Annotated in this window: 11 protein-coding genes and 1 tRNA gene; 7 read left to right on the forward strand and 5 right to left on the reverse strand. The window is 66.2% G+C overall.

Annotation, left to right across the window (positions count from 1 at the left end):
- Nucleotides 1-284 precede the first annotated feature (284 nt).
- The 3 genes from BBSC_RS09975 to nrdD all read right to left on the reverse strand — a co-directional run bounded on the left by BBSC_RS09975 (nucleotide 285) and on the right by nrdD (nucleotide 8,937).
- Nucleotides 285-5,381: an acyl-CoA dehydratase activase-related protein gene (locus tag BBSC_RS09975; RefSeq protein WP_033517266.1), complete on the reverse strand. Its 5,097-nt coding sequence runs from the start codon at nucleotides 5,379-5,381 to the stop codon at nucleotides 285-287.
- A gap of 285 nt (nucleotides 5,382-5,666) precedes the next feature.
- Nucleotides 5,667-6,395, reverse strand: a complete 729-nt coding sequence (gene nrdG, locus BBSC_RS09980) for an anaerobic ribonucleoside-triphosphate reductase activating protein (RefSeq protein WP_081892902.1) — start codon at nucleotides 6,393-6,395, stop codon at nucleotides 5,667-5,669.
- A 145-nt stretch (nucleotides 6,396-6,540) separates the two neighbouring features.
- Nucleotides 6,541-8,937, reverse strand: coding sequence for an anaerobic ribonucleoside-triphosphate reductase (nrdD, locus tag BBSC_RS09985; RefSeq protein ID WP_033517268.1), 2,397 nt, complete (start codon nucleotides 8,935-8,937; stop codon nucleotides 6,541-6,543).
- 315 nt (nucleotides 8,938-9,252) lie between these two features.
- Between nrdD and xseA the strand changes: the two genes are divergently transcribed.
- Together xseA and BBSC_RS09995 are read left to right on the forward strand one after the other, a co-directional pair.
- The gene (xseA, locus tag BBSC_RS09990; RefSeq protein ID WP_081892901.1) at nucleotides 9,253-10,572 is read left to right on the forward strand and encodes an exodeoxyribonuclease VII large subunit; all 1,320 of its coding nucleotides are present in this window, start codon (nucleotides 9,253-9,255) and stop codon (nucleotides 10,570-10,572) included.
- A gap of 75 nt (nucleotides 10,573-10,647) precedes the next feature.
- Entirely contained in the window at nucleotides 10,648-10,974 is a 327-nt protein-coding gene (locus BBSC_RS09995) for an exodeoxyribonuclease VII small subunit (protein WP_046726232.1), read from the forward strand.
- A gap of 168 nt (nucleotides 10,975-11,142) precedes the next feature.
- Here the strand turns inward: BBSC_RS09995 and BBSC_RS10000 are convergent, their stop codons facing one another.
- Nucleotides 11,143-12,192, reverse strand: a complete 1,050-nt coding sequence (locus BBSC_RS10000; protein ID WP_081892900.1) for an endonuclease/exonuclease/phosphatase family protein — start codon at nucleotides 12,190-12,192, stop codon at nucleotides 11,143-11,145.
- 310 nt (nucleotides 12,193-12,502) lie between these two features.
- Here BBSC_RS10000 and BBSC_RS10005 point away from each other — a divergent pair.
- Nucleotides 12,503-12,575 (forward strand) — tRNA-Arg (locus tag BBSC_RS10005).
- A 74-nt stretch (nucleotides 12,576-12,649) separates the two neighbouring features.
- Here BBSC_RS10005 and BBSC_RS10010 read toward each other — a convergent pair.
- On the reverse strand, nucleotides 12,650-13,066 hold the full coding sequence (locus tag BBSC_RS10010; RefSeq protein ID WP_033517270.1) for a GNAT family N-acetyltransferase: 417 nt from the start codon (nucleotides 13,064-13,066) through the stop codon (nucleotides 12,650-12,652).
- A gap of 199 nt (nucleotides 13,067-13,265) precedes the next feature.
- On the opposite strand from BBSC_RS10010, the gene BBSC_RS10015 reads away from it, so the two are divergent.
- The 4 genes from BBSC_RS10015 to BBSC_RS10030 all read left to right on the forward strand — a co-directional run bounded on the left by BBSC_RS10015 (nucleotide 13,266) and on the right by BBSC_RS10030 (nucleotide 17,885).
- Entirely contained in the window at nucleotides 13,266-13,997 is a 732-nt protein-coding gene (locus BBSC_RS10015; protein WP_033517272.1) for a gamma-glutamyl-gamma-aminobutyrate hydrolase family protein, read from the forward strand.
- 481 nt (nucleotides 13,998-14,478) lie between these two features.
- Nucleotides 14,479-15,198, forward strand: a complete 720-nt coding sequence (locus tag BBSC_RS10020; RefSeq protein WP_033517274.1) for a DUF4391 domain-containing protein — start codon at nucleotides 14,479-14,481, stop codon at nucleotides 15,196-15,198.
- A gap of 135 nt (nucleotides 15,199-15,333) precedes the next feature.
- Nucleotides 15,334-16,911: a glucose-6-phosphate dehydrogenase gene (gene zwf, locus BBSC_RS10025; RefSeq protein WP_033517276.1), complete on the forward strand. Its 1,578-nt coding sequence runs from the start codon at nucleotides 15,334-15,336 to the stop codon at nucleotides 16,909-16,911.
- A complete protein-coding gene (locus BBSC_RS10030) occupies nucleotides 16,908-17,885 on the forward strand; it encodes a glucose-6-phosphate dehydrogenase assembly protein OpcA (RefSeq protein ID WP_033517382.1) in 978 nt (325 codons plus the stop codon). Before zwf ends, BBSC_RS10030 begins: the two co-directional genes overlap by 4 nt.
- Nucleotides 17,886-17,989 lie beyond the last annotated feature (104 nt).

Raw genomic sequence — 17,989 nt, forward strand, 5'->3', positions numbered from 1 at the left:
GTCGCCGGTGAAGCCGATCCGCACGCCGCTCGACTCGGCCCGGCGCCACACACTCACTGCTACACTGAATGAGACAACAAAAATAGAGTCTACTTAGAGTGTACTCCTTTGGAAAACCCAATGTTTCCAACGCCTGAGAGACTGTACCGCTATACGGAAAACCGATAGCCGGCTCCGCGCCGGTGCTCCCCTCAGTCGTCTACGACGACAGCTCCCCTCAGAGAGGGGAGCCTATATAAGCGAGGCCACGCCGATCACCTCGGCTACCCGGTCGGTCAGTCCGGTCAGTCCGCGGAAGTGAAGCCCTGCGGCTCGCCCTGCTCAGAGAACTTGGCGTTGTGAGCCTTCTTGGCCGCCGCGATCATCAGCTTGATGCGGTTGAGCTGATTCGCCTCGGACGCGCCCGGATCGTAGTCGATCGAGACGATGTTCGCCTCGGGGTGCAGGCGGCGGATCTTGCCGAACATGCCGCGGCCGGTCACATGGTTGGGCAGGCAGGCGAACGGCTGCGCGCAGATCACGTTCGGGCAGCCCTGTTCGATCAGGTCGAGGATCTCCGCGGTGAGCAGCCATCCCTCGCCGGCCTGCACGCCGATGGACGTGACCTCGGCGGCCTTCTTGACCAGTTCGGGCATCGGGTCGTCCTGGCGGAACTTGCCGTTCGACAGCGCGAGCGCCGCCTTGATCGGGGCGTTGTACATGTCGAGGCCCTTGCGCATCAAGGAGTACGCCAGCTTGTTGCCGCCCATGCCGAGGTTCTTCTCGTTCCAGTCGGTGATGTAGGGGCGCGTGGTCATGAACTCCATGATGCCGGGCACCACGGCCTCGCAGTCCTGCGACTCGATCACGTCGACGACGTGGTTATTCGCGTCCGGCTGGTACTTGACGAGGATCTCGCCGACCACGCCGACGCGCACCTTGCGCGGGATGTCCTTCAGCGGCAGCGCGTCGAACGACTTCACGATCTCCTTGGCGAGCGTGCCGTACGGCAGCCAGCCCTTGCGCAGCCACGGGGTCTTCGCCGCGGTCTTCGAGTAGCCGTGGTGCTCGAGCGTCTCGCGCACGATCACGTCCCACTGCTCGTACAGCTTGTCGGCCGAACCCTTCTCCACCTCGTACGGGCGCACGCGGTAGAGGCACTTCATGAGCAGATCGCCCAGGATCAGGGACTTGACCGCGCGGTGCAGCAACGGCAGGGTCGCCTTGAAGCCGGGGTTGTCCTCGAGCCCCTGGGTGGAGATGGCGATGACCGGGATCTGCGGGTAGCCGGCATCGACCAGCGCCTTGCGGATCAGGCCGAAGTAGTTGGTCGCACGGCACATGCCGCCGGTCTGGGTGATGGCCAATGCCACGTGATCGGGATCGTACTTGCCTTCCTGGATCGCGCCGATGAGCTGGCCGATGACCATGATGGCCGGGTAGCAGGCGTCGTTGTTCACGTATTTGAGGCCGGTCTCCACGTCGCCGCGGCTCGCGTGCTTGAGGATGTCGAACTTGTAGCCGCCGGAGCGGATCACCGCCTCGACCAGCGACATGTGGATCGGGCTCATCTGGGGGCCGACGATCGTGTAGTTCTTCCTCATGTCCTTGACGAACTTCTCGCGGTGCGCGTAGCGGGACATGGTGGCGTTGTTGTGGCCGGACTTCTTGGCGCCCTTGCCGTCCGCCGCGTCGACGGCGGCCTGCAGGTCGCGCTGCGCGGCGCGGCGGGACGCCTCGCGCACGGCTTCGGTCAGCTTCGGGTTGGAGGCCATGGTCGTGTCGAGCAGCACCTGGCGGCCCGGGGTCGGCGCCTTGGAGCCGGTCTTGCGGAATCCGGCCGATGAAGGGGCGGCGGCCGGCGCGGCGGTCCGGGCGGCCGACGCCAGATCGGACTGCTTGGATTGAGCGGCCTTGACCGCGGCCTGCGCGGCGGCGAGCTGCTCCTTCGCGCGGCTCAGCTGCGCCTCGGCGTCGGCCAGATCGGACTGCGCCTTGGCCTGCGCCTGACGGCGGGCCTCCAGCTCGGCGGCCGTCGGCGAGGAGGCGACATGCTGGTCGCGCTTGTCCGGCAGCGCGGAACCGTTGCCGTCGGCCGCCATGGCGGACGATACGGCGGCGATCGCCTTCGACTTGTTGCGCTCGCGCTCCTCGACGGCGGCCTTGAGCGAGCGCAGGCGGATCTTGGCCGCGCCCAGATTGGAGACCTCGTCGATCTTGAGCAGCGTGTACACGTCGGCCTTGTCGGCGAGGATCTCGGCCACCTGATCGGTGGTGATCGCGTCCAGGCCGCATCCGAAGGAGTTGAGCTGCACGAGCTCGAGCCCCGGATACGAGGCGACGAAATGCGCCGCCGCGTACAGGCGGGAGTGGTAGGCCCACTGGTTGGTCACGCGCAGCGGCATCTTGTTGACCGTCAGCTTGCGGTCGCCGACATGGCGGAAGCCGTTCGCGTTCTTGGCGCGCGGATCCTCCTCCCCCTCGGCGAGGAACTCGGTCAGATTGAGCTTTTCGCCGGGCTGCAGCTCGCACACCGAATCCTCGGAAAGCACCACCATGCCGAGCGAGCAGATGGTCTCGGGGATGCCGTGGTTGATCTCGGGGTCGATGTGGTAGGGGCGGCCGGCGAGCACGATGCCGCGGCAATTGTGCTCCTTCATGTACGCCAGCGCGGCGAGGCCCTCCTGCTGCACGTCGTGCTTGAAGACCTTGTCCTCGGCGTAGGCGGCCTTGACGGCGGTCTCGGCCTCCTCGCGGCTCACGTTCGCCCACGCGAACTCCTCGACGATGCGCTCGACCATCAGCTCATGGTTGGCGAGGTTGAAGTACGGATGCATGTAGCGCACGCCGTCCTCGCGCAGCTCGGGCATGTTCGCGCCGACGACGAGCGGATAGTTGGCCACGACCGGGCAGTTGTAGTGGTTGTCCGTGTTGGGCACGAGGTTGTCCTCGTAGCTCACGCACGGGTAGAAGATCGTCTTGACGCCCTTGCCCAGCAGCCACTTGATGTGGCCGTGCACCAGCTTGGCCGGGTAGCAGATGTTCTCGGACGCGATCGACTCGATGCCGGTCTCGAACAGCTCGTGCGAGCTGCGCCCGGAGATCATCACCTTGAATCCGAGCGAGGTGAGCAGCGTGAACCAGAACGGGTAGTTCTCGTACATGTTGAGCGCGCGCGGGATGCCGATCTCGCCGCGCGTGGCCTTCTTGTCGGTCAGGCGGCGGTAGGCGAAGCAGCGCTTGTACTTGTAGTCGTACAGGTTCGGGCGGTCGGAGCGCTTCTTCTTCGCGTCGCCGCCGCGCTCGCAGCGGTTGCCTGTCACGTAGCGCGAACCGTCGGCGAAGGTGGTGATGGTGAGCTTGCAGTGGTTCTGGCACAGCTTGCACACGTCGCGCTCGGTGGTCATGCTCATGGTGTCGAGCGCCTCGCCGGTCAGGATGGAGCTGGCGGTGTGGGTCACGCCGTCGATGACGGCGACGTGCCGCTCGTCGGAGCCGCTCGCCGGCTGGGCGTTGGCATCGGCCTGCTGCTCGGAGCCGTCGGCCTTGACCTGCACGTCCAGATGGTCGGCCTCGTCCTCGTAGTGCATGCGCGCGGTGAGCGCGGCGCCGAACGCGCCCATCAGGCCGGCGATGTTCGGGCGGGTCACCTCGCGCTCGGTGAGCAGTTCGAACGCGCGCAGCACGGCGTCATTGAGGAAGGTGCCGCCCTGCACGACGACCGTATCGCCGAGCTCGCCGGAATCGCGCAGCTTGATGACCTTGTACAGCGCGTTCCTGACCACGGAGTAGCACAGACCGGCGGCGATGTCCTCGATGGACGCGCCCTCCTTCTGCGCCTGCTTGACCGAGGAGTTCATGAACACGGTGCAGCGTGAGCCGAGATCCACCGGATGGGTGGAGGCGAGCGCCTTCTGGGTGAACTCCTGGATGGTCAGGCCCATCGACATGGCGAAGGTCTGCAGGAACGAGCCGCAGCCGGACGAGCAGGCCTCGTTGACGGCGATCGAATCGATCACGCCGTCGGTGATGGCCAGGTACTTCATGTCCTGCCCGCCGATGTCGATGACGGCGGTGACGCCGGGGCTCACCATTTCGGCGCCGCGGTAGTGGGCCATCGTCTCGACGACGCCCTCGTCCAGATGCAGGCCGGTGGTGATCAGTCCCTCGCCGTAGCCGGTGGCGCAGGATCGGGCGATCCACGCCCCGGCCGGCAGCTGGGACTGGATTTGCTTGACGATGTTGATGGCCGCGGTCAGCGGGCTTCCCTCGTTGTTCGCGTAGCTCGACCACACGATTTCGCGGTCGTCGTTGACGAGCGTGGCCTTGATGGTGGTCGACCCCGCGTCGATGCCGAGGAAGTGCGGCCCGTGCGCGCCTTCGAGCGTGCCGATGTGGATGTGCTCGCGGTGATGGCGCTTGTTGAACGCCTCGCGGTCGGCCTCCGTGGGGAACAGCGGCGGCATGGTCGGCGTGTTGGACGGCAGGTTCTGCAGTTCGTCCAGACGCGCCAGGATGTCGGCGCAGGTGCGCGCCTCGAAGTGGTGGCCCTCGTCGTCGGCGTCGATGTCGGCCTGCAGGGCCGCGCCGTACGCGACGTACAGGTGGGCGTTGGTCGGCACGATGAATTCGTCGACCTTGCCTTCCAGCGCGCGCTGGAAGGCGGCGCGCAGCTCGCTCATGAAGAACAGCGGCCCGCCGAGGAAGATCACGGTGCCGTGGATCGGCCGGCCGGAGGCGAGGCCGGCGATGGTCTGGGTCGCGACGGCGGTGAAGATCGACGCGGCCAGATCGGGCTTGGCCGCGCCGTCGTTGATGAGCGGCTGGAGATCGGTCTTGGCGAACACGCCGCACCGCGAGGCGATCGGGTACAGGGTCTTGTAGTCCTTCGCCATGTCGTTGAGGCCGGACGCGTCGGTGTCGAGCAGCGTGGACATCTGGTCGATGAACGCGCCGGTGCCGCCCGCGCACGAACCGTTCATGCGCTGCTCGGGCGTGGGCTTGAGATAGGTGATCTTGGCGTCCTCGCCGCCCAGCTCGATGATGACGTCGGCCTGCGGGTATTCCTTGTCGATCGCCTCGGTTTCGGCGATGACCTCCTGGATGAACGGCACATGCATGTTGTCCGCCAGCGTCAGGCCGCCGGAACCGGTGATGGCGAGGCGGATCGGCTCGTCGCCGCGGCCGCGCTGCTCGAGCTCCTTGTGGATGTCGACGAGCAGGCCGGCGACGGTGGCGCGCACGTTGGCGTGATGGCGCCGGTAGTCGGAGAAGATGGTATCCCCCAGCGAATCCGACTGGTCGAGCACCACGGCCTTGACCGTGGTCGAACCGATGTCAAGCCCCACGCGCAACGGCTTCGTATCGTGGCCGTTGGCCGCGGTATCCGCTTCGTTCACCATGCAAACCTCTTCGCCTGATTTCCCGGGACACGGTGTACCCACCATGCACTGCCCGGCTGCTCCAACATCCCTACTTTAGTAGGATGCCAAGTCCAAGCCCCCGATACCGGTCCTCCCACAGCGTGATTTATATAACACATCGGGGGCAAAACCCAACGTCAGACCGCCCGATGTCGAGTTGGGCGCGGAAAGGTACGGGAAAATGCGTCGATAGGCCGACGCGCCGGAACCACGGCGCGTACGGAACGCTCAGGATGCTCGGAACGCCCAAGACGCTCAGGACGCTCAGGACGCCTGCGCGGCCTCGCCCTTCACCCGGTCCTTGAGATACATCTCGGGAATGTCGCGCTCCTGATCATGCAGCTTGGCCCAGATCACCGGGCGCCCCTCGGCCAGGGAGCGCGGCACGTCGAGGATGCGCTGGTTGCGCGATCCTCGGAACTGCAGTAGGGAGTCGTGCTGGTCGGCCAGGTACCGGCCGTCGACGAGGACGTCGATCAGCTGCAGCAGCTCGAGCTTGTCGGGTGTCTCCCCCGGGCGCATGAGCTCCTCCCACGTGTAGCCCGTCCACGACCAGATGTCCTTGGAGTCGCCGAACTCGCTGCGGATGCGCCGCGCGAGCGGCAGCAGCACCGGGGTGTTGAGCAGCGGCTCGCCGCCCAGGAAGGTGATGCCCTGCACCCAGGGCGCCCGGAGATCGTCGATGATCCTGTCCTCGAGCCGCGGCGTGTATTCATGGCCGGCCTTGAAGTCCCAGATGGACGCGTTGAAGCATTCGACGCAGTGGAACGGGCATCCGGAAACGTACAGCGAATTGCGCACGCCCTCGCCGTCGGTGACGATGAAGGTCTTGTAGTCGGCGATCATGCGCTTGGACATGCGCCGGCCATCCCACTGGCCCGCGCGCGGGTCGTTGGCCAGGCCGTTGGAGGGCACGCAGGGGCCACGGCCGGTCTCGCCGGCCGCGAAATCATGCCGCAGGGGTTCCGCGGCCGCCTTGCGAAAGTCAGGCATGGCGCACTTCCTACCATAGCTTGGCTCCCGCTGCCGGGAGCCGTCCGTCATCAGACGGACCGAGGGTGGCCAGCACATAGGATGGCCACCCTCGCTCCCGCCTGCGATCGGCGGCTCCCGCCAGCGGGAGACTCGTGAATAATCCTTACTTGGCCTCTTCGAACCACTCGCGCTCGGTGCCGTCCGACAGCGTGACGTGGCCGGTCTCACCGCTCATGTGCTTGACGCGATGGGAGATCTCCTCGTGGCGGCCGTGCACCATCGGGCGCTGCACCGGGTTGCCGAGGTAGCCGCAGGTGCGCTTGGTGACGTTGCACTTGTCCGGATCGGCGTTGCCGCATTCGGGGCACTTGAAGCCTTCCTCGGTCGGCTCGAAGTCGCCCTGGAACCCGCACACGAAGCAGTGGTCGATCGGCGTGTTGGTGCCGAGGTAGCCGATGCCGATGTTGTAGGCGTAATCCCACACGGCCTCGAGCGCCTTCGGGTTGTCCTGCAGGCACGGGTACTCGCAGTAGTTGATGAAGCCGCCGGAGGCGTAGTACGGGAAGTCCTTCTCGTAGTTGAGCTTCTCCATCGGGGTCGGCTGCAGCCACACCGGGTAGTGGAAGGAGTTGGTGTAGAAGTCGTGGTCGGTCACGCCCTCGACGCGGCCGAACTTCTCGCGGTCCATGCGGTTGAAGCGGTCGGTGAGCGACTCGGCCGGCGTGGAGTACACGGAGTAGTGGTAGCCCTCCATGCGGCTCCACTGCTTGCACAGCTCGTTCATGCGCTTGACGATCGACAGCGCGAACTCCTTGCCTTGCGGGTCCCAGCCGTGGTCGCGGATCCAGTTCTTGCCGTAGAACACGGCGGTGGCCTCCGCCAGACCGATGTAGCCGAGCGAGACGGTGGCGCGCTCGTTCTTGAACAGCGCGTCGACGTTGTCGTTCGCGCCGAGGCGGCCGAAGGCGCCGAAGCGGAACAGGGTCGGGGCGTTCACCGGGGTGGCCTGCTTGCAGCGCATGATGCGGAACTGGAGCGCCTGGTGCGCGGTCTCCATACGCTCGTTGAACAGCTTCCAGAAGCGGGCCTTGTCGCCGTGGGACTCGAGCGCGATGCGCGGCACGTTCACGGAAACCACGCCGAGGTTCATGCGGCCGTCCTCCTCGTCCTTGCCGGTGGCCGGGTTGATCCAGCCCTGCAGGAACGAGCGGCAGCCCATCGGCGCCTTGAAGGAGCCGGTGATCTTGACGATGTTCTCGTAGAACACCACGTCCGGGTACATGCGCTTGGTGGCGCACTCGAGGGCGAGCTGCTTCAGGTCGTAGTTCGGGTCGCCCGGATCGGCGTTCACGCCGTGGCGGATGGTGAACACGAGCTTCGGGAAGATCGCGGTGTGGTGGTCCTTGCCCAGGCCGCGGATGCGGTTGAGCAGGATCGCGCGCTGGACCTCGCGGGCGAACCAGTCGGTGCCGAGACCGAAGCCGATGGTGACGAACGGGGTCTGGCCGTTGGACACGCGGTTGGAGTTGATCTGGTACTCCATGGTCTGCATCGCGTCGTAGATGGACTTGCGGGTGCGGATCTTGGCGAGGATCTCGCGCTCCTGCTCCAGCTCGTCGACGTCGTCGTGGAACGGCGTGTCCATGGGCAGCGGCTCACGGGAGCCGAAGTGCAGCTTGGAGGGCTCGTTCTTCTTGGCGTTCTCGACCTGGCGGCGGGCGAACTCGACCGGCATGCCGTCGGGAATGGTCTCGCGCGCCTCTTCGAGGAACTTCTCGTAGTCCTTCTTCGCGTACGTGGCGAGGTGCTCGTCGGCGCGGTTGGCGGTCTGGCCACCGTACTGGCTGGAGGCCACGTCCTTCATGATCTGGGTGATCTGGGTGGCGGCGATGGCGATGGACTTCGGCGAGGCCATCGGCGCATTGCCGAGCGTGAAGCCGTTGGCCAGCATGTCCCAGAAGTTCGGCAGCGAGCAGTTGGACTGCGCGGTGAACGGCGAGTAGTCGGCGTCGTGGAAGTGGATGTCGCCCTTCATGTGCGCGTTCGCCACGGCCGGGGGCAGCATGTTGAACGCGGCGGCCTTGCTCACCGCGCCGGCCAGCAGATCGCGCTGGGTGGCGTAGACGTTGGCATCCTTGTTCGCGTTCTCGTGGATCAGGGTCGGATCCTGGTTGATGAAGCGGGAAACGGCCTCGTTGACATCGGTGGCCTTGGCGCGCTGGATGTCCTTGTCGAGACGGTAGTTGGTGTAGGCGCGGGCCACATCGTACAGGTGCGCGTCGATCAGCGCGTGCTCGACGAGGTTCTGGATGTCCTCGATCTTGGCCGGACCGTTGTAGCGCTCCTTGATCTCCCCCTCGACCTGGTCGGCGAAGCCGCGCACCAGCTTCTCCTCCTCCGGGCCGACCTCCTTGTCGAGATCGGCGAACGCGGACTTGACGGCGCTGATGATGTTGATCGGGTCGAAATCGACCACACGGCCATCGCGCTTCTCGACGAGCACGGCGCCCGTTCCGGGCCTCGCGTTCGTCTCGACAGCGGTCATAACCTGAGCTTCCATCTGCGGTCCTTTCCTAGTACTCCTAGTACAATATCCTCGGCTTCCGGCGCCCAGCCGGATGAATTACATGCCTGTAAGTTTCTGTGCCTTCTGTACTGTACGGCAATCCCACCCCGATATCTAGTAGCGCCACGCCGTGTTTTGCCTAGATATAGTGGTCAATGGCGGAATAGAGCCGAAATGACAATTGTGTGATTTGCGTGACGGATCTGCTTCAGCGTGTCGCGCCGGCGCTCGTCCGGCGGGTGCCGCAGGCCATCCCCAAGGGAGCCGCCGCCACGTGTCGTTGTCCGTTACGTGGAGGAATCTTGGGGCATGGCTTTCAACACGGGATACGGATATTCGGGCGGCCGGCACGCGGATCAGACCGCGCAGCCGGGCGCCGGCGCGTCCGGGGCGCCAACGCCCCAACCGCTCGACCAGCTGCCGAGGCTCGCCAGCGAGACCACGGCGGAACACCCATGGCCCGTGTCGGTGCTCAGCCAGAAGTTCCACGTCGCGGTGGAGAAATGGCCGGCGGCGTGGATCTGCGGGCAGATCACCGAGATCAACACGCGCCGCGCCGGCTCGGCCTATCTGACCGTGCGCGACGATTTCGAGGACATCGCGATCCCCGTGTCCGGCTGGCGCGCCTTCGCCGCCAAGGCCGCGGCGTTCAAGCAGGGCGACCGCGTGGTGGTGCACGGCAAGGCCGACATCTGGGTCAAGCAGACCAGGCTGAGCTTCATCGGCGACGACATCCGCAAGATCGGTTCCGGCGGCGGGCTCAAGGAGCAGATCGACGAGCTGCGCAAGAAGCTCAAGGGTGAGGGCCTCTTCGATGCGGAGAACAAGATCCCGCTGCCCGAGTTCCCCTCCTGCATCGGCCTGATCTGCGCCCCGCAGGCGCGCGCGGAGGGCGACGTGATCACCAACGTGAACCTGCGCTGGCCGTCCGTGCGCTTCAAGGTCGTGCACGCGCATGTGCAGGGCGCGCAGTGCCCGCCCGACATCGTCGCGGCGATCCGCAAGCTGGATGCCGACCCCGAGGTCGACGTGATCATCGTGGCGCGCGGCGGCGGCGCGTTCGAGGACCTCATCGGGTTCTCTGACGAGTCCGTGGTGCGGGCCACGGCCGCATGCGCCACGCCGATCGTCTCCGCCATCGGGCATGAGGACGACTGGACGCTGATCGACCTGGCGGCCGACCTGCGCGCCTCGACGCCGACCGATGCGGCGAAGAAGGTGGTGCCGGACGCGCGCGAGCAGTGGCAGCTGATCGACAACGCGATCACGCGGGCGCGCATGCGCATCGACGCGCGCGTCGCCAACGAGACCCGGCTGATCGAAGGCTATGCGAACCGCCCGAGCCTCACCCAGCCGCTCACCATGCTCGAGCCGCATCAGCGCTTCCTCGACGACGCCAGGCGGCGCATGGACATCGGCCTGACCCGCATCGTCGACGACGCGAGCCTGACCGTGGAGAAGCTGCACGCGAGCCTGACCGCGCTCAGCCCCCAGTCGACACTCGACCGCGGCTATGCGGTGGTGCAGTCCGCCGGCGGCCATGTGGTCGACGACGCCGGCACCGTGCGGACGGGCGACCGGCTCACCATGACCCTGAGAAGAGGCACGCTCACCGCCACCGCGGACTGACGCGCGGCGGCATCACGGCCCCACCAACGCCCCCATATTCAATACCGATACACATACCTATATAAAGGAGCAATCATGGCAACCACTGCAGCCGCCGATGCCGCCACCCCTAAGTCCCCCGCCACGCCGGCGGCGCCCGCCTCGAGCCTGACCGACAAGGAGCGCGAAGCCATCGCCCAGATGCCGTACGAGGAGGCCCGCGACAAGCTCATCCAAGCCGTGCAGGCGCTTGAGGCCGGCGGCCTGAACCTCGACCAGTCTATGCGCCAGTGGGAGATCGGCGAGGCCCTGGCCAAGCGCGCGCAGTCCCTGCTCGGCGAGGTCCGCGCCAAGCTCGACGCCGCCCAGGCCGAACAGGCCACCAGCGCCGACACCGCTGGTACTCAGTCCAACCTGGACTGAGCCGTAAGCGAACAGCCCGGTAGACTGTCCATAGCAGTGCACGTCGCATATGACGTCGGGGTTCCCATTTGAGTTGGGTACCGGAGGATCCAGTTAAGAAGGTCCCGCCCCCGCTGGCGGGGGCTCCCGCGTAGCGGGTGGGGGTGGTCCTGTCCTGTCCCGCCCCGGCTATCCGACCGCGATCGTCGCAAGCAGCGCCGCGTGATCCGACCCGGCGATCGTCTTGACCTCCAGCTGGCCGGCGGTGATGCCCCGGTCCAGCACGATATGGTCGATGCCGGCGAATCGCGGCAACGGCGTCTTGTCGGCCGGCCATGTGAACGCGAATCCGTGGCCCGACTGCAGCGCCGCATCGGAGAACCGGTCGCCGAGAACATCGCGGAACGGCGCGTGATCGGTCGTCGCGTTGAAATCGCCCATGAACACATACCGCGTGTCCGTGTGCGATTTCATCATCGCCAGCTCATCCAACGACCGCTTCCACTGCGACCATCGGCCCGGCCCGGGCGAGGTCGTATGCACCGACACGAATCGGATCGGCGCATCACCGAACGCGATCGTGCCTCCCGGCATGAACGACGCGGTCGAACGCACATCGTCGTCGGCCGGGTCGGACAGCGGGGCGGCCGACCACAGGCCGTTGCCATACACCCCGTCCGACGTGGAGACCTGCACATACGGCAAATAGTCCTTGATGCCGGCGGCATCCAGCGCCTGCACGAACTCGTCGGTGGTCTCCTGCAGCGCCAACACCTCGACCCGCTGATCACGCACCAGCTCGACGATCGCCTCGGGATCGGCCTGCCCCTTGTACACATTGAAGGTCATGACCCGGGCATAGGCGTCGCCGGTGTTCGCCGAAGCGCCCGACACCGCGGCGACCGCCTCGGCCGGCAGCGACGAAGACGCTTGGAAGAAGGGGTACTGCCACCACACCTGCGCGCCGAGACATCCGATGGCGATCAGAGCCGTGAGCCATCGACGGCTGATCAAAGCGAGCACCAGCGCCAAGGCGGCCGTCACAGCGAACCACGGCGTGGCCGCGACCAGCACCGGCACATACGGCAGCGCCTGCAGATCGGACGGCAGCGAGCGCGCGATCACGCCGATCAGGGACACCACTGCCAGCACGATGGACAGCAACCCCGCGATGATGTGCCGGTGACGCCGTGGCGCCGGCACTGGCTTTACCTTCGCCGCCGTTCGAGTCTTCGCCATAGGTCAGCTTCCTCCCGTGTGTCGCCGTAATGCACCCAACCCCGGAGCCGTGGATGCGGCCGGACCGGCATGGCACCGCGCCCCGCCCGCGCCCAACCGGCGAGCCCCGGAAGACGTTCTCACACGTTAGCGCACATTGCACGGCATCATGATCATCCCCGGGTATCATTCCGGGATGCACACAACTGCCGTCGGCGACGGATTGCGGCCGTTCGCATGGCGGCACGCATGCGTCCGACGCCCCGGCATGCCGCAATGCACACGCAAACGGGGTGCGGTCGCGCCTACGTGTGTACAATAGAGGATTGCTGCCCTGGTAGCTCAGTGGATAGAGCACCGCTCTCCTAAAGCGGGTGTCGTCGGTTCGAATCCGATCTGGGGCACGAATGAGGGTGCGGCCCGTTGCAATCGCAGCGGGTCGCATCCTCTGCCACAAGCATGGTGATATACAACGCGGCTATACGTCAAAACGGCAATATGCCATGCAATCCAACTCATTGATCGGTTTGAGCCCGCATGCGACATAGAAGGCGCGCAATTCGGACGTGCCGTCAGCGATCAGTACCTTCTGACGCACCGAAGGGTATCGGTCAAACACCTCGGTCAGCAATCGCAGCCCGAGACCACGACGCTGATAATCACGCAGCAGCAGGATATCCTGCACGTACAGGATCGTCTCACCATCGCCGACGACACGCGCCAAGCCAACCAAGGTATCGCCGTCCCACACGCTTATCACGCCGAGCGAGCCGTCAAGGGCGCGCATCAGCTTACCGGGATCGTTCGTATAGTTCGTCCATCCCGCGTCCTCATACAGCCGCAGCACCTGTGCGCTTGGCAAATCGGCATGCCCCTTGAATACAATTCCGGCCATATCCGGGCCCCTTTGCCGCAGTGTTTCTGCATCCGATGATATCAAGGACCACACCCAGCAACATCTTCATACGCCCCGGAATCGAGAACTGCCGTCCTATTACACGGAATACCTTTGCTATGGTGTTGGCAGCACACGTTCCGGCCGAACACGGCCGGAACCCACCTACGCGCAGACGCACTGACGCAAAGGAGCGACCATGGACGAACATGCAGCCGCACGACCGGCGAACCCGCTGATCGGCATCACCCCGCTGGTGGATATCGAACGGGAGAGCTACTGGATGCTGCCCGGCTACATGCAGGCCGTCTCGGCGGCCGGGGGCACGCCGGTCATGCTGCCGCTGACCGATGACGCCGGTACGCTGGAGCAGCTGACCGATCTGTGCGATGGGATGCTGTTCTCCGGCGGCCATGACGTGTCGCCGGCGCTGTACGGCGCCCGCCCGATACCGCAATGCGGCACGGTCAGTCCCGAGCGCGACGCGATGGAATCGAAGCTGCTGCAGCTGGCGCTGGAGCGCGACAAACCGGTGCTCGGCGTGTGCCGAGGCCTCCAGTTCATGAACGCGGCGCTTGGCGGCACGCTGTATCAGGACCTGCCAACCGAACGTCCCGGCGCCATCGACCATGACATGCAGCCGCCGTACGACCGGCCCCAGCACCGGGTGTCCGTCATCGACGGCACTCCCCTGCATGCCTTGCTCGGCGCGGATTCGCTGGGCGTCAACAGCCGCCATCATCAGGCGATCAACCGGCTGGCCAGCGCGCTGCAGCCGATGGCGATCAGCGAGGATGGTCTGGTCGAAGCCGCATGGATGCCGGGCAAGCGTTTCGTCTGGGGCGTCCAGTGGCATCCCGAGCACGCGTGGCGCACCGACGCCCCATGCCGGGCGATCGTGGGAGCCCTGATCCGCGCGTCCCGGCACTGACCGGCGGAAGCGCCTCACCCATGGCGCAACGCCCGCCCCACCCATCGCCGCCTGTCGCCACGGTGCCGCGTGAAACGGACTCGATGCCGGATGCCTCATCACACGTCCATCCAATATCCTGTGCCATTGATGCGCTGATTATGTCTGGCTCCCCTCTTGGAGGGGAGCTGTCGGCGTAGCCGACTGAGGGGAGCACATGCGAATCGGATTGATTCAGGCGTTCGCGGAAATGCTCCCCTCAGACCGCTTCGCGGCCAGCTCCCCTTCAAGAGGGGAGCCAGAATTGCCAAACGAATTAACGACGCGGGATACTCACTGCCGGACACATGATCCCGACCGAAGGCCGAATGCGCTAGTGTTGCTTGCAAGGTAACGACGGATCATCGGTGCCACCCGTCGGCAGGAACGGGTGGCACCGATGGCCCGACAACATCCGGCACGATCCGAAGCGATCCGAACGAGCCGGGAAAGAAGGCCGACGATGACTGTCTCGCACTGCGGTTCCGTATCCGCGCTCTCGCTGGGTCTGCCGGCGTCCACGGCGATCCCCGAGCAGAAGGGTCCGCTGCCCAAGGCGCTGTTCGTGGCCAAGGCGCCGGTGTCGGCCAAGCTCAAGCAACGTCTGGTCAACGACATCGCCTCGATCACGATGCTGGCGCTGGCCCGCCCCGCGAACACCGGATTGGAGGCCGGCACGCGCGTGCCCGAAGTGCTGGTCATCGGGCTGCGGCTGACGCCGAAGGCCACCGACGTGCCGGTCGAAGTGATCGATCTGATCGCCGGTCAGCGCAAGTCGGGCATCGTGTTCGTCTGCGTGCGCGAGACGCCGTTCGAGGGCAGCACGCGGGAGGAATGCGCCTTTGCGGTACGGCGGGCGCTGCCCGGGCGCGCCGGTCATACGCCGGTGCATCAGGTGTATGCGAGCGCATGGCGGCCGGCGGGAGAGGCGCAATTGGAGTTGTCCGGAGCCTCGATCGACGACCTGTGGGCGTCCATGTGCTCGCAGACGATCCTGGGCACCACCGATCACGCCGATCTCGACGCGCGGCTGATTCGCCATGGGCAGATCGCCCGATTGCAGGCGGAGGTCGACAAGCTCACCCGCGACCATCAGCGCGCGAAGAATCCCGCGCAGCGCAACGAGATCTACGCCAAGCTGCACAAGGCGAAGACGCAGCTGGCCGCATTGCGCGCCGAGTGACCGGGTCCGGCTCGCGCCGCCCGGCGATCGTTGCGGGGCGGCCGCCGCGGAAACGTCCATCCCGTGACAATCGTCACACCACATCCATGGAATCCTCTACCCGCATAAGCATCCGTCTGACTAGGATAGATAGATATGAGTGATTCCATAACACCCGTCTCCGGCTCGGGCGGTCCTGTCGCGCCGGAACACTGGACCAATCCGCTGCGCGATCCGCGCGATCTGCGCCTGCCGCGCATCGCGGGGCCGTGCAGCATCGTGATCTTCGGCGTGACCGGCGATCTGTCGCGCAAGAAACTGCTTCCCGCCATCTACGATCTGGCCAACCGCGGCCTGCTGCCGCCGAGCTTCGGGCTGACCGGCTTCGCCCGCCGCGACTGGACCGAGGATCATTTCAAGGATTTCGTGCGCGAGAACGTCATCGCGCACTGCCGCACGCCGTTCAAGGAATCGACGTGGACGCAGCTGGCCGCCGGCATCCGCTTCGTGCAGGGCACCTTCGACGATCCGAAGGCCTTCGAGCGCCTGTCGAACACCGTGGCCGAGCTGGACCGCGACCGTGGCACGCGCGGCAACCACGCGTTCTACATGTCGGTGCCGCCGCGCGCGTTCCCGGTGGTGTCCCGCCAGCTCGCCGACTGCGGTCTGTCCTGCTCCTCCGAAGGCGCGTGGCGCCGCGTGATCATCGAAAAGCCGTTCGGCCATGATCTTCAAAGCGCCAAGGAGCTCGACCGCGTGGTCTCCGAGGTCTTCGACCCCTCGAGCGTGTTCCGCATCGACCATTACCTCGGCAAGGAAACCGTGCAGAACATGCTGGCGCTGCGCTTCGCGAACGCCATGTACGAGCCGATCTGGAACGCCAACTACGTTGACCACGTGCAGATCACCATGGCCGAGGACATCGGCGTGGCCGGCCGAGCCGGGTACTACGACGGCATCGGCGCGGCCCGCGACGTGATCCAGAACCACCTGCTGCAGCTGCTCGCGCTGACCGCCATGGAGGAGCCGGTGTCGTTCGCGGCGTCCGACCTGACCGCGGAAAAGACGAAGATCCTGTCCGCGGTGCGCCTGCCGAAGGATCTGGCCGCGCATACCGCGCGAGGCCAGTACGCCGCCGGCTGGCAGGGATCGCACGAGGTCGTCGGCTATCTGGACGAGAAGGGCATCAACCCGGCGTCCATCACCGAAACGTACGCGGCCATCCGCCTCGACATCGACACCCGGCGCTGGGCCGGCGTGCCGTTCTACCTGCGCTGCGGCAAGCGCTTGGGCAAGCGCGTCACCGAGATCGCGGTCGTGTTCAAGCGCGCGCCGCACCTGCCCTTCGAATCGACCGCCACCCGCGAGCTCGGCAAGAACGCGATCGTGATCCGCGTGCAGCCCGACGAGGGCGTGACCATGCGCTTCGGCGCGAAAGTACCGGGCGGCACCTCGATGGAGGTGCGCGACGTGTCGATGGACTTCAGCTACGGCCGTTCGTTCACCGAATCCTCGCCGGAGGCCTACGAACGCCTGATCCTCGACGTGCTGCTCGGCGATCCGCCGCTGTTCCCGACTACCCGCGAGGTGGAGCTGAGCTGGGAGATCCTCGACCCGATCGAGGAGTTCTGGTCGACGCTCGGCCAGCCGCAGCCGTACCGTTCCGGCACGTGGGGCCCCGAGGAAGCCGACGAGATGCTGGCCCGCGACGGCCGCCAATGGAGGATGCCATGATCATCGATATGCCCAATACCCGCACCCGTGAGATTTCGCGCAAGATCGACGAGCTGCACGAGGAGCGCGGCGAGTCGGCGACCGGCCGCGTGCTCACCCTGCTCATCTCCACGAACGAGGACGAGCTCGAGTACTCCCTGGAGCTGGCGAACGCGGCAAGCCGCGAGCACCCCTGCCGCGTGATCGCAATCAGCCCGAGCCGCAAGCCGGTCGATACGCCGGAGAAGGCCGAGCCGGCGGACGACGCCGACGACTTCGAGAACTCGAACCTCGACGCCCAGGTGCGCTTCGGCGCGGACGCCGGCGCGGGCGAGATCATCGTGCTGCATCCCCGCGGCGGGCTGGTGCACCACCCTGATACGCTCGTGATCCCGCTGCTGGTGCCGGATGCGCCGGTCGTGGCCTGGTGGCCGACCGAAGCCCCGGCCAACCCGTCGAAGGATCTGCTCGGCGCGATGGCCCGCAGCCGCATCACCGACGCCCTACGCTCCTCGAACCCGTACCGCACGATGAGCGATCTGCGCCGCAACTGGTCGCCGAAGAACGTGGACATGTCCTGGACACGGCTGACGGTCTGGCGCGCGATGCTGGCGACGATGCTCGATCAGCCACCGTACCTGCCGATCAGCAACGCCCGGGTCACCGGCCCGAAGGACTTCCTGCCGATGGACCTGCTGGCGGCCTGGCTGCGGCTGAAGCTCAACGTGCCGGTCACTGTGGAGGACGTGCCGGGCGCCGAGGCCGTGACCGGCGTGTACCTGACCCGCGCGGATGGGGTGCTGAGCCTGGAGCGGCCCAGCGCCGACGAGGGCATCGCCGTGATCAGCACGCCCGGCCAGTCGCCGCAGACCATCAGCGTGCCGACCCGCACGCTGGAGGAATGCCTGAGCGAGGAACTGCGCCGGCTCGACCCCGATGAGGTCTACGCCGAGGTGATCACCCAGGGCTGGGACCTCATCCATCCCAACGACTGAACCGCACGCGGCGAGGCGTGACGCCGGCCCATCGAACCGGCCGCCGTCACGTCTCGCCGCGCATACATACGTGCGCACACGCACGACCCGCATACCGCGCCAGC

Origin of the sequence: Bifidobacterium scardovii JCM 12489 = DSM 13734 (assembly GCF_001042635.1) — a bacterium.
Taxonomy (GTDB): domain Bacteria; phylum Actinomycetota; class Actinomycetes; order Actinomycetales; family Bifidobacteriaceae; genus Bifidobacterium; species Bifidobacterium scardovii.